25 protein-coding genes and 2 tRNA genes are annotated in these 23,866 nt (G+C 66.3%); 9 read left to right on the top strand and 18 right to left on the bottom strand.

Features of this window, described 5'->3' with window-relative positions; translation table 11 throughout:
• Positions 1 to 29 precede the first annotated feature (29 nt).
• Positions 30 to 1,718 (top strand): Stk1 family PASTA domain-containing Ser/Thr kinase, encoded by a 1,689-nt coding sequence (pknB, locus tag ABRP18_RS00135; RefSeq protein WP_058630932.1) that lies wholly within the window; start codon positions 30 to 32, stop codon positions 1,716 to 1,718.
• Positions 1,719 to 1,749: 31 nt separating this feature from the next.
• Here pknB and ABRP18_RS00130 read toward each other — a convergent pair whose 3' ends face one another.
• From ABRP18_RS00130 to ABRP18_RS00120, 3 genes are read right to left on the bottom strand one after another with little or no spacing between them, the layout of a single operon-like run.
• Positions 1,750 to 2,382: an aminodeoxychorismate/anthranilate synthase component II gene (locus ABRP18_RS00130; protein WP_349885213.1), complete on the bottom strand. Its 633-nt coding sequence runs from the start codon at positions 2,380 to 2,382 to the stop codon at positions 1,750 to 1,752.
• The gene (locus ABRP18_RS00125; RefSeq protein WP_046747986.1) at positions 2,379 to 2,534 is read right to left on the bottom strand and encodes a membrane protein; all 156 of its coding nucleotides are present in this window, start codon (positions 2,532 to 2,534) and stop codon (positions 2,379 to 2,381) included. The genes ABRP18_RS00130 and ABRP18_RS00125 overlap by 4 nt, the downstream gene beginning before the upstream one ends.
• A 28-nt stretch (positions 2,535 to 2,562) precedes the next feature.
• Positions 2,563 to 3,357 (bottom strand): class E sortase, encoded by a 795-nt coding sequence (locus tag ABRP18_RS00120; protein ID WP_058630934.1) that lies wholly within the window; start codon positions 3,355 to 3,357, stop codon positions 2,563 to 2,565.
• 103 nt (positions 3,358 to 3,460) lie between these two features.
• On the opposite strand from ABRP18_RS00120, the gene ABRP18_RS00115 reads away from it, so the two are divergent.
• Positions 3,461 to 3,700, top strand: a complete 240-nt coding sequence (locus ABRP18_RS00115) for a cell division protein CrgA (protein WP_045263578.1) — start codon at positions 3,461 to 3,463, stop codon at positions 3,698 to 3,700.
• Between the two features lie 323 nt (positions 3,701 to 4,023).
• On the opposite strand, the gene ABRP18_RS00110 is transcribed toward ABRP18_RS00115, so the two are convergent.
• Together ABRP18_RS00110 and ABRP18_RS00105 are read right to left on the bottom strand one after the other, a co-directional pair.
• Positions 4,024 to 4,920 (bottom strand): rhomboid family intramembrane serine protease, encoded by an 897-nt coding sequence (locus tag ABRP18_RS00110; RefSeq protein ID WP_193762109.1) that lies wholly within the window; start codon positions 4,918 to 4,920, stop codon positions 4,024 to 4,026.
• A 21-nt stretch (positions 4,921 to 4,941) separates the two neighbouring features.
• Positions 4,942 to 5,499: a peptidylprolyl isomerase gene (locus ABRP18_RS00105; RefSeq protein ID WP_046747983.1), complete on the bottom strand. Its 558-nt coding sequence runs from the start codon at positions 5,497 to 5,499 to the stop codon at positions 4,942 to 4,944.
• A 147-nt stretch (positions 5,500 to 5,646) separates the two neighbouring features.
• Here ABRP18_RS00105 and ABRP18_RS00100 point away from each other — a divergent pair, with 147 nt between their 5' ends.
• The gene (locus ABRP18_RS00100; RefSeq protein WP_046747982.1) at positions 5,647 to 6,153 is read left to right on the top strand and encodes a hypothetical protein; all 507 of its coding nucleotides are present in this window, start codon (positions 5,647 to 5,649) and stop codon (positions 6,151 to 6,153) included.
• Between the two features lie 56 nt (positions 6,154 to 6,209).
• Positions 6,210 to 6,665, top strand: a complete 456-nt coding sequence (locus ABRP18_RS00095) for an aminoacyl-tRNA deacylase (RefSeq protein WP_171011004.1) — start codon at positions 6,210 to 6,212, stop codon at positions 6,663 to 6,665.
• 22 nt (positions 6,666 to 6,687) lie between these two features.
• On the opposite strand, the gene ABRP18_RS00090 is transcribed toward ABRP18_RS00095, so the two are convergent.
• Positions 6,688 to 7,110 carry an NUDIX hydrolase gene (locus ABRP18_RS00090; protein ID WP_113680676.1) on the bottom strand — a complete coding sequence of 141 codons (423 nt, stop codon included), beginning with the start codon at positions 7,108 to 7,110 and terminating at the stop codon, positions 6,688 to 6,690.
• Positions 7,111 to 7,267: 157 nt separating this feature from the next.
• Between ABRP18_RS00090 and ABRP18_RS00085 the strand changes: the two genes are divergently transcribed.
• The 4 genes from ABRP18_RS00085 to ABRP18_RS00070 all read left to right on the top strand — a co-directional run bounded on the left by ABRP18_RS00085 (position 7,268) and on the right by ABRP18_RS00070 (position 9,750).
• A complete protein-coding gene (locus tag ABRP18_RS00085; protein WP_058630937.1) occupies positions 7,268 to 7,714 on the top strand; it encodes a DUF1801 domain-containing protein in 447 nt (148 codons plus the stop codon).
• Between the two features lie 45 nt (positions 7,715 to 7,759).
• The gene (locus tag ABRP18_RS00080) at positions 7,760 to 8,884 is read left to right on the top strand and encodes a Xaa-Pro peptidase family protein (protein ID WP_349885212.1); all 1,125 of its coding nucleotides are present in this window, start codon (positions 7,760 to 7,762) and stop codon (positions 8,882 to 8,884) included.
• A gap of 103 nt (positions 8,885 to 8,987) precedes the next feature.
• Complete coding sequence (locus tag ABRP18_RS00075; protein WP_307723489.1) at positions 8,988 to 9,272, top strand: HNH endonuclease; 285 nt, start codon at positions 8,988 to 8,990, stop codon at positions 9,270 to 9,272.
• A 31-nt stretch (positions 9,273 to 9,303) separates the two neighbouring features.
• The gene (locus tag ABRP18_RS00070) at positions 9,304 to 9,750 is read left to right on the top strand and encodes a GNAT family N-acetyltransferase (protein WP_061016339.1); all 447 of its coding nucleotides are present in this window, start codon (positions 9,304 to 9,306) and stop codon (positions 9,748 to 9,750) included.
• A 55-nt stretch (positions 9,751 to 9,805) separates the two neighbouring features.
• Here ABRP18_RS00070 and ABRP18_RS00065 read toward each other — a convergent pair.
• The 5 genes from ABRP18_RS00065 to ABRP18_RS00045 form a co-directional block, all read right to left on the bottom strand.
• A tRNA-Ala gene (locus ABRP18_RS00065) sits at positions 9,806 to 9,878 on the bottom strand.
• Positions 9,879 to 9,903: 25 nt separating this feature from the next.
• A tRNA-Ile gene (locus ABRP18_RS00060) sits at positions 9,904 to 9,977 on the bottom strand.
• Between the two features lie 84 nt (positions 9,978 to 10,061).
• The gene (locus tag ABRP18_RS00055) at positions 10,062 to 10,979 is read right to left on the bottom strand and encodes a hypothetical protein (protein ID WP_113680668.1); all 918 of its coding nucleotides are present in this window, start codon (positions 10,977 to 10,979) and stop codon (positions 10,062 to 10,064) included.
• A complete protein-coding gene (locus ABRP18_RS00050; protein ID WP_058630950.1) occupies positions 10,976 to 11,665 on the bottom strand; it encodes a response regulator transcription factor in 690 nt (229 codons plus the stop codon). The genes ABRP18_RS00055 and ABRP18_RS00050 overlap by 4 nt, the downstream gene beginning before the upstream one ends.
• Positions 11,653 to 12,921: a histidine kinase gene (locus tag ABRP18_RS00045; protein ID WP_349885211.1), complete on the bottom strand. Its 1,269-nt coding sequence runs from the start codon at positions 12,919 to 12,921 to the stop codon at positions 11,653 to 11,655. Before ABRP18_RS00045 ends, ABRP18_RS00050 begins: the two co-directional genes overlap by 13 nt.
• A gap of 126 nt (positions 12,922 to 13,047) precedes the next feature.
• Here ABRP18_RS00045 and ABRP18_RS00040 point away from each other — a divergent pair, with 126 nt between their 5' ends.
• Complete coding sequence (locus tag ABRP18_RS00040) at positions 13,048 to 13,758, top strand: VIT family protein (RefSeq protein WP_046747973.1); 711 nt, start codon at positions 13,048 to 13,050, stop codon at positions 13,756 to 13,758.
• Positions 13,759 to 13,828: 70 nt separating this feature from the next.
• Here the strand turns inward: ABRP18_RS00040 and ABRP18_RS00035 are convergent, their stop codons facing one another.
• From ABRP18_RS00035 to dnaA, 7 genes are all read right to left on the bottom strand, one after another.
• Entirely contained in the window at positions 13,829 to 14,233 is a 405-nt protein-coding gene (locus ABRP18_RS00035) for a DUF3566 domain-containing protein (RefSeq protein WP_017829919.1), read from the bottom strand.
• Positions 14,230 to 16,785 carry a DNA gyrase subunit A gene (gene gyrA, locus ABRP18_RS00030; RefSeq protein ID WP_046747972.1) on the bottom strand — a complete coding sequence of 852 codons (2,556 nt, stop codon included), beginning with the start codon at positions 16,783 to 16,785 and terminating at the stop codon, positions 14,230 to 14,232. The genes ABRP18_RS00035 and gyrA overlap by 4 nt, the downstream gene beginning before the upstream one ends.
• A gap of 43 nt (positions 16,786 to 16,828) precedes the next feature.
• Positions 16,829 to 18,919 carry a DNA topoisomerase (ATP-hydrolyzing) subunit B gene (gene gyrB, locus ABRP18_RS00025; protein ID WP_082108635.1) on the bottom strand — a complete coding sequence of 697 codons (2,091 nt, stop codon included), beginning with the start codon at positions 18,917 to 18,919 and terminating at the stop codon, positions 16,829 to 16,831.
• Between the two features lie 118 nt (positions 18,920 to 19,037).
• The gene (locus ABRP18_RS00020) at positions 19,038 to 19,556 is read right to left on the bottom strand and encodes a DUF721 domain-containing protein (protein WP_113680666.1); all 519 of its coding nucleotides are present in this window, start codon (positions 19,554 to 19,556) and stop codon (positions 19,038 to 19,040) included.
• Positions 19,549 to 20,739 carry a DNA replication/repair protein RecF gene (gene recF / locus ABRP18_RS00015; RefSeq protein WP_349885210.1) on the bottom strand — a complete coding sequence of 397 codons (1,191 nt, stop codon included), beginning with the start codon at positions 20,737 to 20,739 and terminating at the stop codon, positions 19,549 to 19,551. The genes ABRP18_RS00020 and recF overlap by 8 nt, the downstream gene beginning before the upstream one ends.
• Before the next feature lie 95 nt (positions 20,740 to 20,834).
• Positions 20,835 to 21,977, bottom strand: a complete 1,143-nt coding sequence (dnaN, locus tag ABRP18_RS00010) for a DNA polymerase III subunit beta (protein ID WP_046747969.1) — start codon at positions 21,975 to 21,977, stop codon at positions 20,835 to 20,837.
• A gap of 494 nt (positions 21,978 to 22,471) precedes the next feature.
• Entirely contained in the window at positions 22,472 to 23,866 is a 1,395-nt protein-coding gene (gene dnaA, locus ABRP18_RS00005; protein ID WP_046747968.1) for a chromosomal replication initiator protein DnaA, read from the bottom strand.

The raw sequence follows: 23,866 nt of genomic DNA, 5'->3' as shown, positions 1-23,866 counted from the left end.
GCAAGCGTAGTTTTCCAGGGGGGTCATCCGTGTCCACAGAGCCACGAATCGTCGCGGGCCGGTACCGCGTCGACGAGCTCATCGGGCATGGCGGTATGGCGAAGGTCTACCGCGGGTACGATCTGACGCTCGGTCGAGACGTCGCGATCAAGATCCTCGACGCCGATCTGGCACGGGACACCACGTTCCGCAATCGATTCCGGCTCGAGGCCCAGGCCGCGTCACGGATGTCTCACCCTTCGATCGTCCGCGTGTTCGATGCCGGCGACCCCTCGACGAGCGACATCGGTTCCGACGAGCCGCCCTATATCGTGATGGAGCTCGTCAAGGGCACCCTCCTCAAGGACATCATCGCGGCGGGACCGGTGCCGGCGGCCGACGCCGTGCGCTATGTCGACGGCATCCTCGAGGCGCTCGACTACTCGCACCGCGCAGGCGTGGTGCACCGCGACATCAAGCCGGGCAACGTGATGGTGACCGACAAGGGTCAGGTCAAGGTGATGGACTTCGGCATCGCCCGTGCCGTCTCCGACTCGTCCTCCACGGTGGCCGAGACGACCCAGATCATCGGCACCGCCGCCTACTTCTCGCCGGAACAGGCCAAGGGCGAACCCGTCGATGCGCGAGCCGACCTCTACTCCACGGGTGTCGTCCTGTACGAGCTGCTCACCGGACGCCAGCCGTTCCGTGGCGAGTCGCCGGTGGCTGTCGCCTACCAGCATGTGAGTGAGACACCGGTCCCTCCGACAGAGGTCAACGAGGACGCTCCTCCAACGCTCGACCCGATCGTGCTGCGCGCACTCGCGAAGGATCCCTACCAGCGGTATCCGGACGCCGCTCACTTCCGCGCCGCCCTGGATTCCGCCATGACCGGCAATGCCCCGACGCGCAAGGAACTGGGAGCACTGACCAGCGAGCTGTACGGCGCGAGCCCGCGGCAGGCGCAGGAGACCGCGCGGTCGCTGCGGCAGTTGAGTGCGGACACCACCATGACCCGAACCCAGTCCGGACCACCGGTCGCCTGGATCTGGGCCGGAGTGGCACTGCTCGCGGTGCTGCTGGCATCGGTGCTGTTCTGGGTCGTCACGATCAGCATGCGCCCTCCCGAGGTGTCGAGCACGTCGCGAACGATCCCGAACCTCGTCAACGTGTCATCCGAGCGCGCACAGGACGACCTCGCGAACCTCGACCTCTCGTCGAAGATCGTGATCGAGACGAGCTCCGAGGTCTCCGAGGGAAACGTGATCCGCACCGACCCCGAGGCGGGGGTGTCGGTCGAGGAGGGCTCCACGGTCACGCTGTACGTCTCCAAGGGCGAGGAGACGGTCGTGATGCCCAAGATCGAGGGCATGGCACTCGACGACGCCACGAACGCGCTGAAGGCGGCCGGGCTCGAACTCGGAACGGTCATCCAACGCAACGACAAGGCGTTGGCCGCGAACACGGTCATCTCCGCCAGTGAGAAGGCCGACGCCGAGCTCGATCCGGGTACCGTCGTCAACCTGGTCGTGGCCAGCGGCACGGTGACGCTCACCGACCTCGCCGGCTGGACCGTCGACGCCGCCACGGCCAACCTCACCGATCTCGGCCTGGTGGCCGTGCCGACGGAGACGGCCGAGTGCCCGGCCACGGAGCCGCCGACCGTGCACTCCATGTCGGTCGCACCCGGTGACGTCCCGGTCGGCTCGTCCGTCCAGATCTTCTTCTGCACCGGTTGACGCGCAGGTCCCGGTGAGCCGGACCGTACCTTCAGCGTGACAGGGGGTGCAGCGTCTCGGCGCGCGCGACCGCTCCGTCGTCGCCGCACAGTTCCAGCCAGTTCGCCAGGAGTCGGTAGCCTCCCTCTGTGAGCACGCTCTCCGGGTGGAACTGCACGCCCCACACCGGCAGGTCGCGGTGGGCCAGCGCCATGACCGTCCCCTCCTCTGTCCAGGCCGTCACCATGACCTCGGGTGGCAGGTCGGAGGCCGCGAGCGCGAGCGAGTGATACCGCCCTGCATCGAACGGCGAGGGGATTCCTGCGAACAGGGGAGAAGCGTCGTGCGTGACCGACGAGACCATCCCGTGCATGAGTTCGGGCGTCGCGGTGACGGGAGTCCCGAAGGCCTCTCCGATCGCCTGGTGTCCGAGACACACACCGAGCGTCGGCACCCGCAGCCGCGTGGCGACGCGCACGGCATCGATCGACGCTCCAGCATCGGCAGGTGCACCTGGGCCCGGAGAGAGCATCACCGCGTCGTACGCCGGCACCAGCTTCTCGAGTCGGGCGGCATCCGTCGCATCCGCTTCGATCATGTCGGCGTCTGCGCCGAGCTCCTGCAGGTATCCGACCAGGGTGTGCACGAAGCTGTCGTGGTTGTCGACCACGAGCACTCGCGTCATTCGACGTCGACCTCGCCGGGGGCGATGATCGGGCTCACCCAGGGGAACACGTACCAGAACAGTCCGTAGAGCACGGCGGCGATGACGATCACGAGGATGAGGACCCGCAGCCACCACGGGCCGGGCAGCAGGCGCCAGAGGGCGGCGTACATCAGGCTTCTCCCTTTCGGATGTCCATGATCACACCGAGGGTGCGGCCGGCGGAGGCGGCGGATCGGTCAGAGCGGTCGGCGGACCCTCGGCGCGTGGCTGGAAGCTCTCGAACACCCCGTAGGCGACGATGCGCTCGGCCAAGGAGTACAGCGGAGAGCAGGCCGTGAGCGTGATGTACTGCTCCCCGGTCTGCTGCTCGGGCATCTGCGGCACGTCGGCGAGCACATCGGTCTGGCTGGGCTTCACGTACTCGAGCGTGCGGAACCGGTAGGTGTACCAGCCGTCAGGTGTCTCCACGACGATCGCGTCGTTCAACTGCAGCTTGTCGAGCTGGTTGAACGGCTTTCCCCACGTGGTCCGATGCCCGGCCAGCGAGAAGTTGCCGACCTCGCCCGGCATCTTCGAGTTGGTGTAGACCCCGATCCCCTGCTGGTCGAGCGTGCGGGCACGGCTCGTCCCGCCGAAGATCCCGAAGTTGTAGTCCGCGCCGAAACGCGGGATGTGCATCTGTCCGAACCACTGCGCATCGGCCGGGGCCGCGGGCACGGGGGGCACGTATGCCGTGGTTCCGTCGTCTTCCTCGACGACGGGCGGGAGCGCCGGGGGCTCGGCCTGTGCCAGCGCCTGAGACACGGCTGCACCCTCGTCGTTCTTCTGGGCGCTGATGATGATGTCGCCGATCCACATCTGCCACGCGACGAAGAGCAGGACGATCACGCCGGCGGTGAGGAGCAGCTCTCCGAGCACGCTCGCGAACGTCGCGCGCGAGCGCGGCCGCTGTCGCCGCGGACGCCGCCCCCCAGGCACGACGGATGCAGTCATGCGGTGATCATATCCGGGAACGCTGAGCGCGCGCCGTGGCCTCTCCGTCTGCGGCGGCATCCTGGCCTCGGCGGAGGACAGGTCTCATGGGTACAATGACGGAATGGCACGTGACCGCAAGACTGAAGAACCCGCCGTCGAGCGCGCCGAAGGCGACGCCGCTCCCAACGCCGTGTGGTTCAAGCCGGTGATGATCGGCTTCATGCTCCTGGGGCTCGTGTGGATCCTTGTCTTCTACATCTCCGGCATGCAGTACCCGATCCCGGGGCTGTCGAACTGGAACCTGGCGATCGGCCTCGGCATCGCGCTGATCGGCTTCCTGATGACCACTCGCTGGCGCTGACGCCTCCACTTCTTCCAGAAAGGCCCCCTCGCATCGCGAGGGGGCCTTTCTCATACCCATCCCGGATTCCACTCCGCTCCGGTGTACAGCGGCAACGCCACCGAAGGTCGTAGGCGGGTTCCCGGAGTGAGCATCGGGAGGGACCCGCGAAGCGGGAGGGAGCCCGTTCTGCGAACGAAGGGAATCCGCCTACGACCGTCCCCCGGAGATGCCCGCCCACAAGTCCACCCAGAGCGAAAGTTATCCACAGGTCCATCCACAGCCTGGGGAGAATTACACCGGTGTTATTCACAGGGGTTAACAACCCTGTTAACAACTCGGGATCAGGACAAAAGGATGAGCGGCGGCACGAAGGCGACGACGACGATCAACAGGACGACCAGCGCGGACAGCAGAACGATCTGCAGGGTTCGCTGGTCTCGGCGCTTCGTCTTGACATAGATGAAGGCCACCAGCGCGCCGATGACGACTCCGCCGAGGTGCGCCTGCCAGGAGATCCGTCCACCCCCGAAGACCAGCCCGTAGACGAAGTTGATGCCGAGGATGACGAGAAGCCCGGTGACATTGGCGCCGAGGTGCCGGCCGACGATGAGCAGAGCGGCCATCATGCCGAAGATCGCTCCCGAGGCCCCGACCGTGGAGGTCAGCGGGGCGAGCACCGCCACCATGACCGAGCCGCCAAGACCGCTGATGAGGTAGAGGGCGAGGAACCGGACGCGGCCGAGCATGGGCTCGAGGCTCTGTCCGAGCATCCACAACGCGAGCATGTTGAGGGCGAGGTGGATGAAGCTGCCGTGGGCGAAGACGGCGGTGAGCAGTCGCCAGGGCTCGAATGGCAGCGGCGAGAGGTTCGGGTACAGATACGGGGCCGCGAAGAGCATCTGCCCGGTGATCTGCTCGCCGATGCCGGGGATCAGCTGAACCAGTCCGATGAACGACGTGACGGCGAGGAGAGCGTAGGTGACGACCGGCTTGCCGCTGCGGGCCATCGCCATGGTCGCGCCGCTGCCGCCCCAGCGCCGAGCCGCCTTCTTCTGAGCGGGGGTGCGGTTCTTCTTGTCCGCGTTCATGCACTCGGGACAGATGACGCCGACAGCCGCCTGCGTCTGGCACTCGGGGCAGATGGTGCGCATGCACCGCTGGCAGAGCACGAAGCTCTGCCGATCCGGATGGCGGTAACAGAAGTTGTCGCGATTGCTCGTGAACTCTGGCGTGGTCATCCGGATCGGCCGCAGCTGTCGTCAGGCCGCGACGATGTCGATCGACTGCAGCACGACAGGCTCGACCGGACGGTCGCCCGGGCCGGTCTGCACGGCGCCGATCGCGTCGACGACTGCGCGGGAAGCGTCATCGGCGACCTCGCCGAAGATCGTGTGCTTGCCCTGCAGCCACGGGGTGGGGTCCGTCGTGATGAAGAACTGCGAACCGTTGGTGCCCTCGGGCTTGCCGGTGATGGCGTTGCGACGCAGGCCGGCGTTGGCCATCGCGAGGATGTACGGCTTGTTGAAGTCGAGCTCCATGTTGATCTCATCGTCGAAGTTGTAGCCGGGGCCGCCGACGCCCTGTCCGAGCGGGTCGCCGCCCTGGATCATGAAGTTCGGGATGATGCGGTGGAAGATGACGTCCTTGTAGAGGGGTCCGTCGCCGGGCTTGCCGGTGGCGGGGTCGGTCCACTCCTGGGTGCCGTCGGCGAGGCCGACGAAGTTCTTGACCGTCTTCGGTGCGTGATCGCCGAAGAGGTTGATGACGATGTCACCGTGGTTGGTGTGCAGGGTTGCGACATGAGAAGCGTGAGCCATGCCTTCATTCTCGCAGAGCTTCCGGTGAGTTGGCCGAGGCCTGTACCCCTGATCAGGCGAAGAAGCAAGGGTCGGGCGATTCCCTCCCGGCTTCCAGCCTGTCGTGGCAAGATGGGGAACCCGTACTCCAATGGACAGGAGAGCATCGTGAGCCTCAGCCGCAAGCGGAAGAAGGAACTGCGTCGTCTTCAGAAGGAAGCGAACCAGCTCTGGGAGAACCAGCAGGTGCTCGTCGGTCACGCCGCCGATGTCGCCCGGGAGGCCGGACGTCAGCTCGGCAGCCTCAATCGTGAGCAGGTCGTCCCGGTCATCCAGGACACGTACAACCGTCGCGTCGCCCCGGTCGTCGACCGTGGCGTCAAGATCGGCAAGCACGTCGTCGACGACAAGGTCGTCCCGATCGTGGGCGGAGTCGTCGGTTCCGCCCTCACCGCGTGGGATGTCGCCAACGCGAAGCGTCACGGTGTGGCCGTCCCGGCACCCCGCGGTGCTTTCGGGAAGAAGCAGAAGTCGGGCCCGGGTCTCGGCTCCGTCATCGCTATCGTCCTCGGCGCGGCCGCGGCCGTCGGCGTTCTCTACGCCGCTTGGCAGGCACTGCGCGCCGACGACGAGCTCTGGGTCGCGGACGACCCGCTCGCCGCACCCGACGCGTGACCCCGTCCGATATCGCCTCCGTCGCCCCGGGTGACGGAGGCGATCGGCATGCGCGGGTGCGTGAAGCGGCCGCAGCCCGCGGTCTCGAGATCGAGATCCGTGAGCGCCCGGCGGCAGGCAGCCTGTTCGAGGCAGCCGAGCTCCTCGGCATCCCGCCGTCGGGCATCGTCAAGACACTCGTCGTGAAGCGCTCCGACGACACGTTCCTGTTCGCGCTGATACCGGGCGGACGCTCGATCTCCTGGCCGAAGCTCCGCGCCCTGGTCGGAGTGAACAAGCTTCGGCTTCCGGAAGCGGAGTTGGCTCTCGCGGCGACAGGCTACGAGCGCGGCACCATCGTCCCGATCGGCAGCACCACCGACTGGCCGATCTACGCCGACGAGTCCATCGTCGGTCAGCGCATCGCCATGGGTGCGGGGGCCCACGGATACAGTCTGTTCGTCGACGCAGACGACCTGATCGCCGCCTACGGGGCGACCGTCGCAGACATCTCCGTTCCCGAAGAGCGTTGACCCCGGCCGGGACTCGGTCGGTTCAGAGGATCCCGGCCATCCGCATGGCGATGTCGACCAGCCGCACCCGCTGCAGCTCGGCCACCGCCTTCATCGGAAACCACTCGGCCATGTCGGTCGAACCGCCGGTCTCGAATCGCAGCTTGCCACCGGTGACCTCGGCTCGGTAGACGATGCGCAGCGTGTGCAGCGGTTCTGCTGCCTTCTGCACTCGACGACCCGCGGGAATCACACGGGAATGGATGCCGAGGAGCTCGCCGACCTTGACCGTGTAGCCGGTCTCCTCGCGGAGCTCTCGACGTACGGCGTCTTCCGGAGATTCACCCGGCTCGAGCCCACCCCCGGGCATCGTCCACGCGACGCGACGACCCTCCGTCCAGCGCGCCAACAGCAGCCGTCCGTCGTCATCGGTGACGACCGCGTACGCCGCGACACGCAGGTCCATGGACACACCCTATCCGTCAGCGAAGGGGGTCGATGACCGTGCGTCACGCTCCGGAAACCGACGGTCCGCTCCGATCGATCAGGAATCGAGAAGCGCTCTGTCCTCCGGCCTCCGTAATGTGATCTCCACAACGGACAGCACCAGGAGAGGACCGATCATGGCCGAGAAAGAGAAGAACTTCAGCGCCGAGGAACGCGAGGCCATGCAGGCTGCCGCGAAGGAAGCGCGCACGCGCCGCTCCAGGGCGAAGAAGTCCCCGGAGGAGCTCCGCGCCGCGGGGGAGGCCGACATCAAGGAGGCGATCGAGAAGCTCACACCCGAAGACCAGGCCCTGGCGAAGAAGCTGCATGACCTGGTCTCCGAGGTCGCCCCCGACCTGGTCCCCCGCACCTACTACGGGATGCCGGCGTGGGGTCGCGACGGCAAGGTGCTCTGCTTCTTCCAGCCGGCCAGCAAGTTCAAGGTCCGCTACGGAACGTTCGGGTTCGAACCGATCTCGAACCTCGACGACGGAACCGTGTGGCCGACCGCCTATGCCGTGACCGACCTCACGAAGGCCGACCTCGAGTTCCTGGGCGAACGCATCCGACTGGCGATCAGCTGACGACACCCTGCTGCCCCGAGGCCGCTCGGGCAGTACCGTTGAGCCGTGAGCACTCTGCCCTTCCCCGCATCCGTGTACGCTGCCCGCCTCGCCGACGCCGCAACGCTCGCGGCTGAAGCGGGAATCGATGCCGTCATCGTGGGTCCCGGACCCGACCTGCAGTACCTGCTGGGCGTGGAGGGCGACACCATCGAGCGGCTCACCGCACTCGTTCTCGGTCCCGGAGTCACGCCCACGGTGGTGGTGCCGCGGATGGAACTCGCCAAGCTGCGAACCACGGCCGCCGGTGAGCTCGGCCTCCGCGTCGCGGACTGGGTGGACGGAGAGGATCCCTACGCGCTGGTCGGCGAGGCAGCGGGTGCGGTGGCACGCGTCGGTGTGTCCGACGCCCTCCCCGCCCTGCACGTCATCCCGATCGGTGAGCGCCTGGGTGTGCGCCTCGAGCTCGCCACACCGGTGCTGCGCGAGAGCCGCATGATCAAGGATGCCGAGGAGATCAGAGAGCTGCGCCGTGCCGGAGACGCCATCGACGCGGTGCACCGGCGCGTGCCTGAGTGGCTTCGTGCCGGACGCACCGAACGCGAGGTGGCTGCCGACATCGCCGAGGCGATCGTCGCCGAAGGGCACCGCACGGTGGAGTTCGTGATCGTCGGATCGGGCCCGAATGGTGCGGACCCTCACCACGAGGTCTCGGACCGCGTGATCGAAGAAGGCGACGTGGTCGTGGTCGACATCGGTGGGGCTGTCCCGAGCGGCTACAACTCCGATAGCACCAGGACATACGTGGTCGGAACCCCCGACCCCGCCGCAGCTGAGCGCATCGGAGTGCTGGTGCGCGCGCAGCAGGCTGCGGTCGATGCCGTGCGCCCCGGAGCCTCCGCCTCCGAAGTGGATGCCGCAGCGCGAACCGTTCTCGACGAGGCGGGCCTCGGGGAGGCGTTCCTGCACCGCACCGGCCACGGAATCGGAGTCTCGGTGCACGAAGAGCCGTACATCGCCCCTGGCAACGGTCTGGTGCTCCGCGAGGGCATGGCCTTCAGCATCGAACCTGGTATCTACTTCGCCGGCGAATGGGGTGCCCGCATCGAGGACATCGTCGTCGTGACGGCCGAGGGTGGCCAGCGACTGAACGTCGCACCGCACGGACTGACTTCGGTCGGCTCCGACTGAGACGCACCCGGATATGCAGCGCCGTCGCAAGGTATCGTCCGCCAATGCGTCGCCGGCGACCCGCGCGCGCTACGCCCGACGTCGACAGAATCGCCTCGCGCGCGTGGACAACGACCTCACCGATGAGCAGTGGTACGCCCTGATGGACGCCTGGGGCGGGTGCGCGTACTGCGGGGGAGACGGCGCCGCTCTGCAGCGCGACTGCATCCAACCCGTGTCCCGCGGCGGCCGCTACACGCTCGAGAACGTGGTTCCGGCGTGCGCCTCCTGCAATGCGAGCAAGCACAATGACGAGGTCACGGGCTGGCTGCGCCGCAAGAAGCTCGACGAAAGGACATTCCTCGTGCGGCACGCCACGATCCTCCGGGGGCTTCGACCCGCCGAATGAAGCCGGTGTGCGCACTCGCTACTCTCGACTCATGACGACGATCGCTGCGATCACTGCCGAGGACCGCCCCGAATGGGAGGTGCTCTGGAAGGGGTACCTGTCCTTCTATGAGACCGACCTCGATGACGCGACCACGGCGGCGACCTTCAGGAGACTCGTCGACCGCGGATCGGGGATCCGTGGTGCGATCGCCCGCGATGACAACGGCGTCGCGGTCGGCATCGTCCACTGGCTGACGCACGCCGGCACCTGGACGATCACGGACTACTGCTATCTGGAAGATCTCTTCGTCGCGCCAGACGTGCGCGGCGGTGGTGTCGGCAGGGCGCTGATCACTCACGTGCGCGCATGGGCGGAGCAGCACGGGTCGTCCAAGCTCTACTGGCTCACGGCGGAGTCGAACACCACGGCGCGGGGCCTCTACGATCGTGTCGCGTCGCGGTCGGGCATGATCCACTACGAGATCGATCTCGACTGAAACGGTGACCGAAGGAAAGAAGCCCCCGGCAGGTGCCAGGGGCTTCTTCATCCTGTGGAGCCTAGGAGATTCGAACTCCTGACATCCTGCTTGCAAAGCAGGCGCTCTACCAACTGAGCTAAGGCCCCGTGAGGGATTTCTTGAGTTAAGGAGTGGGGCTACCAGGACTTGAACCTGGGACCTCTTCATTATCAGTGAAGCGCTCTAACCGCCTGAGCTATAGCCCCGTCAACCTCCAAGACTTTACCGGAGAAAGACGGAAAATCCGAATCGAGGGGGAGCGCCCGGGAGTGTCTCCCCCTCGATCGTCTTCAGCGACCCGGTCGGATGGTCGCGGTGCCGGCCGAGAGGGAGACGTCGATCGTCCTCCGCGAGCTCGACGCCTCATCCACTTCGGCGTTCAGCGTGCCCGCGCTGATCTCCTGGGAGATCGCGTACTCGACGTCGGGAACGGTCAGATCGAGGGTGCCGGCACTGACGTCGATGGATGTCAGCGCGGGAGGCGTTCCCGTCAGCTCCACGGTGAGATCACCCGCGGAGACACCGAGGTCGGCCTGGGCGATGCCGTCGAGCAGGATGTCGGCACGACCGGCGCTCATCTGCACGTCGAGCTCTTTCGCGGCTCCTTGGATGTCGAGAGCACCCGCGTTCACACTGACATCGAGGATCCCGAAGTCTCCGGCCACATCGAGGCTGCCCGCATTGAGGTTCAGGTCGGCATCGAGTCCCGCGTCGCGAAGGCTCTCCGGGAGCGTGAGCACAGCGACCTCCTCCTCACCGAACCAGCCGCCGATCCACCATCCGAAGACCCCCTGCGGGCTCCGCACGACCAGCTCGTCGCCGTCACGTTCGAATCTCCACGGGGTACCGCGTCCGTTCGTGATGGCGAGTGTGGCCTCGTCGACGTCGCCGAACTCGACCCGCATGCTGCTGGCGTCGGCGGAGAGGTCGATGCTCTCCAGCCCGGCGACACCCACGCTCTGCACGGAGTCGGCACGGTTCGAAGTGGCGATGGTGCCGACGGCTGCCGCGGCTGCTGTTCCGCCGGCGCCGAGAAGTGCGAGCCCACCGACCACCGCCGTCACGACCATGACCGCGGTCGCACCGGACGAGCGGCCGGCGGGAGGAGGGGTCGGAGCCGCGTGCGGAGCGTCAGACTGCGGAACGGAGGCGGGTGGCGGGGTGAGCGGGGTGTGTCCGCCCTGGTCCCCGTTGTTGTCGGTGGTCATCGTGCCACTCCTGTCTGGCCGGTCGGCGGCGTCGTGCCACCGGTGTTCTCGATGTGGGCGAGGGCGGCGAGCACACGGCGGTTGCCCGACTCGTCCTGTTCGAAGCCCAGTTTCTGGAAGATGGAGGTGATGTGCTTCTCGACGCTGGCTTCGGAGAGGAACAGCAGTCCGGCGATCGCCTGATTCGACTTGCCCTCGGCGATCAGTGCGAGCACGGTGCGCTCGCGCTCGGTGAGCCGCAGCATCCGATCATCACGGTTACGCCGTGTCAGCAGCTGGGCGACGACCTCGGGGTCGAGCACGGTGGCTCCCTCGGATATCCGCTGCACGGAGGCGAGGAACTCCGAGACGTCGGCGACCCGATCCTTCAACAGGTAGCCGAGAGGGCCACCCTGCGCCGCGATCAGGTCGGAGGCGTAACGCTCCTCGACGTACTGGGAGAGCACGAGGATCGCGAGCGACGGGTGGGTCGACCGCAGACCGAGAGCGGCCCGGATCCCCTCGTCTGTGAAGGTCGGAGGGAGACGCACATCCAGGATGCATAGATCGGGTGCCTCCGTGACGACGGCCTGGTCGAGACCCTCGATGTCGGGAAGAGCGGCGACCACCTGGTGACCGGCGTCTTCGAGCAGACGGACCAGGCCCTCGCGCAGCAGGACCGAGTCCTCGCAGATCAGGATGCGCACGGGACGCTCACCTCCAGGCTGGTGGGACCGCCCTGAGGACTGTCGAGGCGGAAGGTTCCGCCGGCGGCGAGGATGCGGTTCGCGATGCCGTCGAGACCACCGCCCGGCTGCACCTGCGCTCCTCCGATGCCGTTGTCCTCGACCCGCGCCCACAGCGTGTTGCCGTCACGCAGCCGCACGACCACACGGGCCTCGCTGGCTCGGGAGTGCTTCGCCGCGTTGGTCAGGGACTCGGCGATCGAGAAGTACACGGCGGCCTCGGCCTCGCGACTGCACCGACCGTCCATCCGCACGTCGAGGTGCACGGGGATGTGGGAGCGTCCCGCGAGTGCCGACAGTGCGGCGTCGAGCCCCCGGTCGTCCAGCACGGAGGCATGTATGCCGCGTGCGAGCTGACGCAGCTCGGTGATGGCCGCCTTCGTCGAGGTGTGAGCCTCGTTGATGAGTTCCTTCGCCGCACCGGGATCGCTGTCGATCTTCTGCTGAGCGAGCCCGAGCGTCATCCCCACGGAGACGAGACGGGGCTGGACTCCGTCGTGCAGATCGCGCTCGATGCGGGTGCGCTCGACATCGGCGGCGCGCACGGCCCCCTCGCGCTGGGCCGTCGAGGTGCGGACACGCTCGGTGAGCTCCGTCTCCCTGCTGCGGATGACGATCGCGAGCGACAGGGTGCGATGCAGCAGTGCGAGGCCGATGATCCCGACGACGCAGGCTGCGATGCCCAGGATCCCGATGAGCGGGGCCCACTCGGCAGGAATGCCCCCGCCGCCGAACGGTCCCATCACGGAGTCGACTCCGGTGAGCGGTGCGAACGAGACGACGATCGACCAGATCAGGCCCCAGAACAGCCGAAGCACGACCCACCCGAGCACGGCGGAGATGGCGAAGTTGGCGACAGCGCGCCACATGCGTCCATCGATCGCCTGCCGGCCCAATGCGCGCAGCCATCCGACGAAGCCAGGGCGGTCGCGTGGCTGCAGCCGCAGGGGGCCGACCGGAGTCCGGTACAGCGACCCGACCCGAGCGATCTCGAACCAGCCGAGACCGTAGAGGGCATAGACCAAACCGACGAGCAGGACCAGACCGATACCGGCGACGAAGAGGAGTCCGAGTCCGGTACCGAGGAGGCCTCCGAGCGTGCCGAAGATGGCGCCGCCCATGACGCCGACGCCTGCCAGATGCAGGATCGTGAGGAAGATGCGCAACGGCGGCTTCACCGCTGTTGCGGAAGCCGGGGTCGCAGTCTGAGTGGTCATGGTTCCAAGGTACGGCGGTGGGGGAGGCCACGACAGCGAGCCAACCGGACACCCCGATTCGGGTTTTCCGTAAGAGTTCCCGTGGTCGTCGCGGTTCGACCACGACGGTTCTGCTTCACTGGGGGCATGAGTACGCATGAGGGGGAACCGCACGGCACCGGTCTCGGTCAGCGGCTGAACTGGCTGCGCGCAGGAGTGCTCGGCGCGAACGACGGCATCGTCTCGGTCGCCTCACTCGTCGTCGGGGTGGCCGGCGCCACGACCGACAACGCCGCACTTCTCACAGCGGGAATCGCCGGCCTCGTCGGAGGCGCGATCTCGATGGCCCTCGGCGAGTACGTGTCGGTGAGCAGTCAGCGTGACAGTGAGAGGGCACTGATCGCGAAGGAGCGCGAAGAGCTCCGTACGATGCCGGCCGTGGAGCTCGACGAACTCACCCAGCTCTATCGCGACCGCGGGCTCTCGCCGGAGACAGCGCGCCAGGTGGCCGAGGAGCTCACCGCGCACGACGCCCTCTCCGCCCATCTGGAAGTGGAACTGGGCATCGATCAGGATGACCTCGTGAACCCGTGGCACGCGGCGCTCTCCTCCGCGGTGGCGTTCACTCTCGGAGCACTGCTGCCGTTGCTGGCCATCCTCCTTCCCCCTCCGGAATGGCGCGTGCCCGTGACGTTCGTCGCAGTGCTTCTCGCGCTCGCGGTGACGGGAACCCTGTCGGCGAAGATCGGCGGCTCCGCTCCGATGCGCGCATCCATACGGCTGGTCGTCGGCGGCGGACTCGCACTGGCGGCGACCTGGCTCATCGGCACCCTCCTCGGTACGACCGGCGTGGTCTAGCGAAACCGCGCCGAGCAACGACGAAGGGCGGGTGCCGCAGCACCCGCCCTTCGTGGATCCGTACCGAGGATCAGTTCGACATGAAGCCGACCAGCAGTCCGCCGGTCACCTTCACCGCGAGGTTGTAGATTCCGGCGACCACGGCGCCGAGCACCGTGAAGACGATCAGGTTCAGGATCGCCACCACGGCGGCGAAGGCCATCACCTGCGGCAGTCCCACGACCTCGGACAGCACGAACGTGTTGTCGGTGATGCCGAGCAGGAAGCTCTCCGCCGTCGTCATGATCCCCGTCGCCTGGAACACGAGGAAGATGAGGAAGAACGAGACCATCGTGACGACCGCGAGGGCCACGGCTCCGAGGAACGAGAGCTTCACGGCCGACCAGAAGTCCACGTAGACCAGTCGGAGGCGTACCTGCTTTCCGCTGGTCTTGCGGGTCGACTTCTTCGCCAGCTTGTCGGCCACTGTGCTCATGCGTCTGTATCCTCAGGGGTCTGGGTCGTCTCGGGGGCCTGGGTCTCTGCGTCCTCCGCATCGGCCTCTTCTTCGGCGAGGCCGCGCTCACCGTTACGGGCGATGGCGAGGATGCGGTCGGCCTCCGTCGTACGGGCGAACACCACTCCCATGGTGTCTCGACCCTTGGCGGGGACCTCGGCCACGGCAGAGCGTACCACCTTGCCGCTGGACAGAACCACCAAGACCTCGTCGTCCTCGGAGACGATCAGACCACCCGCGAGAGTGCCCCGATCATCGTTGAGTTTGGCGACCTTGATGCCCGTTCCGCCGCGACCCTGAACCCGGTACTCCTCCACCGCGGTGCGCTTCGCATAGCCGCCGTCGGTGACCACGAAGACGAACTTCCCCGGCGCGGCGACGGATGCCGAGAGCAGGCAGTCCTCATCGATCTTGAACTTCATTCCGCGGACACCGGCCGTCGCCCGGCCCATCGGGCGCAGGGCTTCATCTGTCGCCTCGAAGCGCACCGACATGCCTCGACGGCTGATGAGGAGGATGTCGTCCTCGGCGTTCACGAGCAGCGCGCTGACGAGCTCGTCCTCCTCGTTCAGACGGATCGCGATGACACCGCCCTGACGGTTGGTGTCGTAGTTGTCGAGACGGGTCTTCTTGACCAGTCCGTCACGCGTCGCGAGCACCAGATAGTCCGCCACCTGGTAGTCGCGGATGTCGAGCACCTGGGCGATGTTCTCGTCGGGCTGCAGGGCGAGCAGGTTCGCCACGTGCATGCCCTTGGCGTCGCGACCGGCCTCCGGCACCTCGTACGTCTTCGCGCGATAGACGCGACCCTTGTCGGTGAAGAACAGCAGCCAGTGGTGCGTGGTCGTCACGAAGAAGTGCTCGACGATGTCGTTCGCCCGCAGCTGGGCACCCTTGACGCCCTTGCCGCCGCGGTGCTGCGAACGGTAGTTGTCGCTGCGCGTGCGCTTGATGTAGCCCTCGCGCGTGACGGTGACCACCATCTCCTCTTCGGCGATGAGGTCCTCCATCGAGACGTCGCCGTCGAAGCCGTGCAGGATGTGGGTGCGGCGCTCGTCGCCGAAACGCTCGACGATGCCGGTCAGCTCTTCCCGGATGATGGTCCGCTGACGGCCCTCGTCGGCCAGGATCGCCTTGTAGTCGGTGATCTGCGCCTCGAGCTCGTTCGCCTGATCGATGATCTTCTGACGCTCGAGGGCTGCGAGCCGGCGCAGCTGCATCTGCAGGATCGCATCGGCCTGGATCTCGTCGATGTCGAGAAGCTTCTGCAGGCCCTCGTTGGCGTCGGCTGTTGTCTGCGAACGACGGATCAGCGCGATGACCTCGTCGAGCGCATCGAGCGCCTTCAGGTACCCGCGCAGGATGTGCATGCGCTTCTCGGCCTCGCGAAGGCGGAACTCGGTCCGTCGCACGATCACGTCGATCTGATGGGAGATCCAGTTCGAGATGAACCCGTCGATCGCGAGCGTCCGGGGGACGCCGTCGACGATCGCGAGCATGTTCGCGCCGAAGTTCTCCTGCAGCTGCGTGTGCTTGTACAGGTTGTTCAGCACGACCTTGGCGACCGCGTCGCGCTTGAGCACCACGACCAGGCGCTGACCCGTGCGGTCCGACGACTCGTCACGGATGTCGGCGATGCCGGTGATCTTGCCGTCACGGGCGAGGTCGCCGATCTTCACCGCCACGTTGTCCGGGTTGACCTGGTACGGCAGCTCGGTGATGACGAGGCAGGTACGACCCTGGATCTCCTCCACATTGACGACCGCGCGCATGGTGATCGAGCCGCGGCCGGTGCGGTAAGCCTCGTGGATGCCCTTGGTGCCGAGGATCTGCGCGCCGGTGGGGAAGTCCGGGCCCGGGATGCGTTGGATCAGGCCTTCGAGCAGTTCCTCGCGGGAGATGCCGGGGTTGTCGAGTGCCCAGAGCGCCGCGTCGGACACCTCGCGCAGGTTGTGCGGCGGGATGTTGGTGGCCATTCCGACCGCGATGCCGACCGAGCCGTTGACGAGCAGGTTCGGGAAGCGGGCGGGCAGGACCGTCGGCTCCTGCGTCTGGCCGTCGTAGTTGTCGGTGAAGTCGACGGTGTCTTCTTCGATGTCGCGCACCATCTCGAGCGCGAGCGGAGCCATCTTGGTCTCGGTGTATCGCGGAGCCGCGGCACCCATGTTGCCGGGGGAGCCGAAGTTGCCCTGCCCGAGGGCCAGCGGATACCGCAGAGACCACGGCTGCACCAGTCGCACGAGGGCGTCGTAGATCGCCGAGTCACCGTGCGGGTGGTACTGACCCATTACCTCGCCGACCACACGGGCGCACTTCGAGAACGACTTGTCAGGACGGAATCCACCGTCGTACATGCCGTAGATGACACGGCGGTGCACCGGCTTGAGGCCGTCACGCACATCGGGGAGCGCACGCCCCACGATGACGGCCATGGCGTAGTCGAGGTAGCTGCGCTGCATCTCCGACTGCAGGTCTACCTGATCGATCTTGCCGTGGTCGTGTTCCGGCTCGGTGCGTTCTTCGTCAGTCATCAATCAATCTCTCTGTCACACATCTGGTCTGAGCCCGCGGGCATCAGATGTCGAGGAAGCGGACGTCCTTGGCGTTGCGCTGGATGAAGCTGCGTCGGGACTCGACGTCTTCGCCCATCAGCACACTGAAGATCTCGTCAGCCGCGGCCGCGTCTTCGATGGTGATCTGCTGCAGGGTGCGAGTGGTGTGATCCATCGTCGTCTCCCACAGCTCCTTCGGGTTCATCTCACCGAGACCCTTGTAGCGCTGGATGCCGGCATCCTTCGGGATGCGCTTGCCGTTCTCGATGCCGTGCTTCAGCAGGGCGTCGCGCTCGGCGTCGCTGAACACGTACTCGTGAGCCGAGTTCGACCACTTGAGCCGGTAGAGCGGCGGCATGGCGAGGTACACGAAACCGGCCTCGATGAGCCCGCGCATGTAGCGGAAGAGGAGCGTCAGCAGCAGGGTGGTGATGTGCTGACCGTCCACGTCGGCATCCGCCATCAGCACGATCTTGTGATAGCGCGCCTTCTCGATGTCGAACTCTTCGCCGATGCCGGTGCCGAAGGCCTGGATCATCGCCTGGACTTCCTTGTTGCCGAGCGCCTTGTCGAGACGCGCGCGCTCCACGTTGAGGATCTTTCCTCGGAGGGCCAGGATCGCCTGGGTGTGAGGGTCTCGACCCTGCACGGCGGAACCACCGGCCGAGTCACCCTCGACGAGGAAGATCTCGCTGATCGACGGATCCTTGCTCGTGCAGTCCTTGAGCTTGTCCGGCATGGCCGCCGACTCGAAGACGCTCTTGCGACGCGCCGTCTCACGGGCCTTCCGCGCGGCGAGACGAGCCGTGGCCGCATCGATCGCCTTGCGGATGATGTTCTTCGCCTGGTTCGGGTTGCGCTCCAACCAGTCGCCGAGCTGGTCGCCGACCACCTTCTGCACGAACGCCTTCGCCTCGGTGTTGCCGAGCTTCGTCTTGGTCTGTCCCTCGAACTGGGGCTCGCCGAGCTTGATCGAGATGACTGCGGTCAGTCCCTCGCGCACGTCGTCGCCGGAGAGGTTGTCGTCCTTCTCCTTGAGGAGGTTGTTCGCTCGCGCGTATTTGTTGACCAGGGTCGTCAGTGCCGCACGGAAGCCTTCCTCGTGCGTTCCACCCTCGTGGGTGTTGATGGTGTTGGCATAGGTGAACACGTTCTCGGTGTACGAGGTCGTCCACTGCATCGCGACCTCGAGCGAGATCTTGCGCTCGGTGTCCTCCGACTCGAAGGCGATGATCTCGTCGTTGACCACTTCGGCGTGGCGCACCTTGTTGAGGTACTCGACGTAGTCCACCAGACCGCGCTCGTAGAAGAACACATCGCCGGGCTGCTTGGTGACGGTCGCGCCGTCCTCCTCGACCTCGTAGGCCGACGACTCGCGCTCGTCGCGCAGCTCGATGCGCAGCCCCTTGTTGAGGAACGCCATCTGCTGGAACCGCGTGCGGAGGGTGTCGTAGTCGAACTCGGTCGTCTCCTGGAAGATCTCCGCGTCTGGCCAGAACGTGATGCTCGTCCCGGTCTCGTCGGTCGCCTCGCCCTTCTCGAGCTTCTGCTGGGGGACACCGCCGTCGGCGAAGCTGTGCCGCCAGACGAAGCCCTTCTGCTTGACCTCCACGTCGAACCGCGTCGAAAGGGCGTTCACGACGGAGGAGCCGACGCCGTGCAGTCCACCGGAGACGGCGTACGCGCCGCCGCCGAACTTTCCGCCGGCGTGCAGGATCGTGAGGACGACCTCGACCGTCGACTTGTTCGGGTCCGACGAGTGCGGGTCGACCGGGATTCCTCGGCCGTTGTCGACGACGCGCACGCCGCCGTCAGCGAGCATCGTCACCAGGATCGTGTCGGCGTAGCCGGCCAGCGCCTCATCGACCGAGTTGTCGACGATCTCGTAGACCAGGTGGTGCAGGCCTCGGGGACCGGTCGACCCGATGTACATGCCGGGGCGCTTGCGCACAGCCTCGAGGCCCTCGAGGATCTGGATCGAATCCGCGCCGTACTCTCCGGGCTGCTTCGCCTTGGGTGCGGGCTGTGGAGTCTGGGTCCCTGAGCCAGTCGAAGGGGCGGGGGTTCCCCCGGTGTTCGATTCCGTCTCGTCAGCAGGGGATTCAGGCGTCATCAGAGGGCATTCTCCACATCGATATCACGAACTCCCATTCTAGCGGAGTTTCGTCGAGAAATGCCGCTCAACGGCCGTGTGTGGGCCTCTGAGCGTTTCGACCCCCTCGGATGGTGCCCTACCCGTAGGTATCGCGTGGGCCCCGTCCTGGAACGGCTCTGGGACCCCATTTCCACGAGGGGACGTCCGGTCCGATGAACCGGAGGTTCTCCACGCCCGCATCCGGATACCGTCGACCGATCTCCGTGAGGATCGTCGCCCGCATGAACTGCAGGTTCTTCGCCCACGCCGTCGAATCGCACTTGACGGTGAGCAGACCGCGCTCCAGAGACACCGGCTCCGAGTGCTTCGCGGTGTCGGCCCCAGCGAGGTCGGCCCACTGCCGAACGAGGTCTTCCCGGGCGAGGGTGATCTGCCATCCCGAGTCCCGACTCAGCTTGTCGAGCACGGCGCCGAGCGGGCCGGGATCACGCCCCGGCGTGAACGGAGCGTTGTCGTCGTCCGTGGTGATGCGCCGTTTGCGCTTCCAGCTCTTCGAGCTCGGCTGCAGGCCGCGCAGTCGCAGGTACGTGCCGATCGTCTCCGGGACGTCAGCCGGCGGAGTGGAGACCGGGGGAGTCGATGCCGCGTCAGTCATCCTTCCCCCTCTCGTCGCTGATCGTTCCAGCGCTGATCCGCACCACGTGCGCGTGCAGCGCCTCGGGGATATCCTCCTCCACCGCTGCCGTCACCACCACCTGTTCGTATCCTGCCGTCAGGGCGGCGAGGCGCTGTCGACGATCGGCATCGAGTTCCGCGAAGACGTCGTCGAGGATGAGGACGGGATCTCCGGCCGGGGACTCGCTGCGCAAAAGCTCGGCCGAGGCCAGCCTCAGCGCGAGGGCCACAGACCACGACTCGCCATGCGATGCATAGCCCTTCACAGGGAGGTCGCGAACACGCAGCACGAGGTCATCGCGATGCGGACCGGTGAGGGTGAGTCCGCGGTCGAGTTCGTTCGACCGCTTCGCCGCGAGCGAGGCGCGGAACAACTCGGCGATGTGCCCGGGATCTCCGAGCCGGTCGACCGATGATCCGGCGTTTCCTCCGTCCGCGGCATCTTCGCCCTCTTCGGGATCTCCTCCGCCGACCGAGAGGGCCCATTCCAGCTGCGGGCGGTGGTCGGCCCCGGCGATCGCCTCGTACGCATCGGCGACCGGCTGCTGCAGATCCACGGCCAGCCGCTGTCGAGCGGTGATGATCTCCGAACCGAGGGAGACGAGCTTGTCGTCCCACACATCGAGAGTGCTCAGCGCCTCGCCGCGGATTCCCCTGGCCCTGGCCGACTTCAGGAGCGCGTTCCGTTGCTTGAGCACACGGTCGTAGTCGGCGAGGACGGCGGCGAGTCTCGGAGTGCGCTGGATGAGGAGCTGATCGGTGAACCGACGACGAGCCGAGGGATCGCCTCTCACGATCTGCAGGTCCTCCGGAGCGAACAGCACGACGTGTGCATACCGGGGGAGCTCGTTCGGCTTCGACGGCGACCCGTTGATGCGCGCCTTGTTCGATCCCTGCCGGTTGACCTGCACCTCGGCGAGGACACGGCGCTCCCCGTGAGAGAGGCGAGCCCTGATGACGGCGAACTCCTGTCCGTCGCGGACCATCGGTGCGTCCGAGGAGACACGATGGGACCCCAGAGTCGCCAGGAACACGACCGCTTCGGCGAGGTTCGTCTTGCCCTGGCCGTTCCTGCCCACGAGGACGTTCGGACCGCGGTGGAGAGCGAGTTCGGCGGTCGCGTAATTGCGGAAATCGACCAGACTCAGGTGCTCCACAATCACGGAGTCAGCCTACCTTCGGTGTCCGACACCTGATTCAGTGTCGGTGAATCTCGGGGATGGGGAGGCGTTAAGCTCCCTGCTCTCGCCGAGCGGGGTCAGCGCAGGAGGAGGTTGGGCTGCAGCAGGTACTTGAACGAGTCGAGGCCGGCCTGATCGACCGAGGTCTGACTCGTGATGAGGACCGGGCTGAGCTTGTTGGCGTTGTCGCTCGATGTGAAGGTGACGCGCACGAACTCGCTCTTCACGGCGCCGAGAGCCTCGATCAGGTACTGCGGATTCAGTCCGAGCGTGACCTCGTCACCGCCGGAGAGGATCGCGTCGACCGACTCGGAAGCGCGCGCATGGTCTCCGCCGGAGGCGTCCATGGTGACGCTGTCGTTCGAGAACGTGAAACGCAGCGGAGCGGCGCGATCGAGGACGAGCGATACGCGGCGGACCGCTTCGACCAGGTCGGCGGTGTTCACGACCGCGTAGTGGTCCGTCTGCTCGGGGAACAGACGACGCACCGGCGGGAAGTTGCCCTTGATCAGGAGCGAGGTGACGGTCTTGTTTCCTGCGGTGAACGCGATGATCTCGCGGTCGCCGGCTCCGGAGAACGCGACCTGGATCGTTCCGGCGTGTCCGAAGGTCTTCCCGACCTCCAGCAGCGTGCGCGCGGGAACCAGCGCGGTGGCCTCGACCGCTTCACCGTCCCACGGCACGTCTCGGAGCGAGACGCGGTAGCGGTCGGTGGCGACAAGACTCAGGGTCTGGCCGGAGACCTCGAGCTGCACACCCGTGAGCACCGGCGTGACGTCATCGCGTGAAGCCGCGAATCCGACCTGCGCGATGGCGGTGCCGAAGTCGTCGGCGGGAACGACTCCCGACGAGCCGGTGACCTCGGGGATGGACGGGTATTCCTCGACCGGCATGGCGGCGAGGGTGAACCGCGCGGAGCCACAGGTCACCGCGATGCCGCCGTCTTCCTCGACCGCGATCTCGATCGGAGCGTTCGGGAGGCGGCTGGCGATGTCCGAGAGAAGTCGACCGTGGACCAGGATCGTGCCCGGCGTCTCCACCGTGGCCTCGATGGTGGTTCGAGCGGAGGCCTCGTAGTCGAATGCCGAGAGCGTGAGGCCGGAACCGTCCGCCTCGATCAGCACTCCCGCGAGGATCGGCTGTGGGTTGCGCTGCGGCAGGAGCTTGACGACGAACGAGACAGCCTCGCTGAAGACATCGCGGTTGACCTGAAACCTCACGGGTGCTCCCTTGTCGTCGAACTGTGACGCGTTGTCGTCGGCCCTGCCGGTGCAGGGCTTCCCATGCTAGCCCCACAGTCCGGCGTATCCCTACGCCGAGGTTCCTGTCATTCGACGGTCGGCTCTCCACACCGTCTGGTGATCGGATCGCGCCCTGAATGACTTAACTCCTTAACGGTGTTAACAGCTGTGGATACTGTGGATAAGTCGGTGGATAGCAAGAGCGAGTAGGGAACTACACAGTTGTCAGTTGTGGAAACCCTGAGGAATCCGCGGGTTGGCGGGGGTGAGGTGCTCGAAGCCCCTCCCGGAGTTATCCACAGGTTTGGGTGATCGACCCACATTCGTCCCGATCGAATCCACGGTCATCCACAAGTTATCCACATGTGCATAGAGGTATCAATCGAGAGATCAGAACCCCAGTCCGGGTGACAAAAAGGGGAGGTCCGCACCCGATCAGGTGCGGACCTCCCCTTTTTCCGAGACGCGGCGTGTCAGCGCCGTCCCAGCTGGGTCGTGATCTCGGTGACCTGGTTGTAGATGGAGCGACGCTCCTTCATGAGCTCGCTGATCTTCTTGTACGCGTACATGACGGTCGTATGGTCGCGGTTGCCGAACAGCTGCCCGATCTTGGGGAGGGAGAGGTTCGTCCGTTCCCGGCACAGGTACATGGCGATCTGTCGAGCGGTGGCGATCTGCTGCGAGCGGCTGGACCCGTACAGGTCGTCGACGGTGAGCTTGAAGTACTGCGCGGTCGCCGTGATGATGTCGGTCGGCGAGATGATGTTGTCCTCTGCCGTGTCGATGATGTCGCGCAGCACGGTCTGGGCGAGCGCGATGTCGAGAGGCGATCGATTGAGGCTCGCGAACGCGGAGACTCGGATCAGTGCCCCCTCCAGCTCGCGGATGTTGGATGACACCACCGTGGCGATGTACTCGAGCACCTCGTCGGGGATGTGCAGAGACTCGCTCTGGGCCTTCTTGCGGAGAATGGCGATGCGGGTCTCCAGGTCGGGCGCCTGGACGTCGGTGATGAGACCCCACTCGAAGCGGCTGCGCATCCTGTCCTCGAAGCCGGTGAGGAGCTTGGGAGCCACGTCGCTGGTGATGACCACCTGCTTGTTGTGGTCGTGCAGGGTGTTGAACGTGTGGAAGAAGGCTTCCTGGGTCTCGGCCCGCCCCTGCAGGAACTGGATGTCGTCGATGAGGAGGATGTCGACTTCCCGGTATCGCGCCTGGAAGGCAGCACCCCGGTTGTTGGCGATGGAGTTGATGAAGTCGTTCGTGAACTCCTCGCTGGAGACGTATCTGACCTTCACCCCCGCGTAGAGGGACTGCGCGTAATCGCCGATGGCGTGGAGGAGGTGGGTCTTGCCCAGTCCGGAGTCGCCGTAGATGAAGAGGGGGTTGTACGCCTTGGCCGGTGCTTCGGCGACCGCGACGGCGGCTGCGTGGGCGAAGCGGTTGGATTGTCCGATCACGAAGTTGTCGAAGGTGTACTTCGGGTTGAGGCGCGACTCATGGCGCATCGGGGTGGGCGCAGGCTCCATGGGGGATTCGCTGCGCGTCTGCTCCTGACGACCGAAGTCGCCGACGGCGATCGGCGCGGTCTGCTGCTCGGCGAGCTCGTGGTTGACCACGACGCGGTAGGAGGTGACCTCCTCGCCGATGTGCGAGAGGGCCTCCATGATCGGGAGACGCAGACGCTTGTTGATCTGCGCGGCCGTGAGATCGTTCGGAACCTCGAGATAGAGCGTGGCCGACATCACTCCGGCCGGAACGGCCAGGCTGAGGAAGCCCTGCAGTTGGGGTGTCACCCGGTCGTCGTCGACCAGAAGCTCCTGCACCGTGGTCCAGATGGGGACATCGGGCTGGGCAGGTGAGGACAT

It is taken from the genome of Microbacterium sp. WHRI 7836 (assembly GCF_040223885.2).
Classification (GTDB): Bacteria; Actinomycetota; Actinomycetes; order Actinomycetales; family Microbacteriaceae; genus Microbacterium; species Microbacterium oxydans.
This window is presented reverse-complemented; position numbering and strand designations above follow the sequence as displayed.

What these genes read in the sequence shown, in the direction of transcription:
- ABRP18_RS00125 (WP_046747986.1), bottom strand. Translation starts at nt 2,534, where the DNA reads ATGTACGCCGCCCTCTGGCGCCTGCTGCCCGGCCCGTGGTGGCTGCGG.
- ABRP18_RS00120 (WP_058630934.1), bottom strand. Translation starts at nt 3,357, where the DNA reads ATGACTGCATCCGTCGTGCCTGGGGGGCGGCGTCCGCGGCGACAGCGG.
- ABRP18_RS00070 (WP_061016339.1), top strand. Translation starts at nt 9,304, where the DNA reads ATGACGACGATCGCTGCGATCACTGCCGAGGACCGCCCCGAATGGGAG.
- ABRP18_RS00090 (WP_113680676.1), bottom strand. Translation starts at nt 7,110, where the DNA reads ATGGACCTGCGTGTCGCGGCGTACGCGGTCGTCACCGATGACGACGGA.
- ABRP18_RS00035 (WP_017829919.1), bottom strand. Translation starts at nt 14,233, where the DNA reads ATGAGCACAGTGGCCGACAAGCTGGCGAAGAAGTCGACCCGCAAGACC.
- ABRP18_RS00130 (WP_349885213.1), bottom strand. Translation starts at nt 2,382, where the DNA reads ATGACGCGAGTGCTCGTGGTCGACAACCACGACAGCTTCGTGCACACC.
- ABRP18_RS00110 (WP_193762109.1), bottom strand. Translation starts at nt 4,920, where the DNA reads ATGACCACGCCAGAGTTCACGAGCAATCGCGACAACTTCTGTTACCGC.
- dnaA (WP_046747968.1), bottom strand. Translation starts at nt 23,866, where the DNA reads ATGTCCTCACCTGCCCAGCCCGATGTCCCCATCTGGACCACGGTGCAG.
- ABRP18_RS00045 (WP_349885211.1), bottom strand. Translation starts at nt 12,921, where the DNA reads ATGACCACTCAGACTGCGACCCCGGCTTCCGCAACAGCGGTGAAGCCG.
- ABRP18_RS00055 (WP_113680668.1), bottom strand. Translation starts at nt 10,979, where the DNA reads ATGACCACCGACAACAACGGGGACCAGGGCGGACACACCCCGCTCACC.
- ABRP18_RS00020 (WP_113680666.1), bottom strand. Translation starts at nt 19,556, where the DNA reads ATGACTGACGCGGCATCGACTCCCCCGGTCTCCACTCCGCCGGCTGAC.
- ABRP18_RS00105 (WP_046747983.1), bottom strand. Translation starts at nt 5,499, where the DNA reads ATGGCTCACGCTTCTCATGTCGCAACCCTGCACACCAACCACGGTGAC.
- gyrA (WP_046747972.1), bottom strand. Translation starts at nt 16,785, where the DNA reads ATGACTGACGAAGAACGCACCGAGCCGGAACACGACCACGGCAAGATC.
- gyrB (WP_082108635.1), bottom strand. Translation starts at nt 18,919, where the DNA reads ATGACGCCTGAATCCCCTGCTGACGAGACGGAATCGAACACCGGGGGA.
- ABRP18_RS00040 (WP_046747973.1), top strand. Translation starts at nt 13,048, where the DNA reads ATGAGTACGCATGAGGGGGAACCGCACGGCACCGGTCTCGGTCAGCGG.
- ABRP18_RS00085 (WP_058630937.1), top strand. Translation starts at nt 7,268, where the DNA reads ATGGCCGAGAAAGAGAAGAACTTCAGCGCCGAGGAACGCGAGGCCATG.
- ABRP18_RS00115 (WP_045263578.1), top strand. Translation starts at nt 3,461, where the DNA reads ATGGCACGTGACCGCAAGACTGAAGAACCCGCCGTCGAGCGCGCCGAA.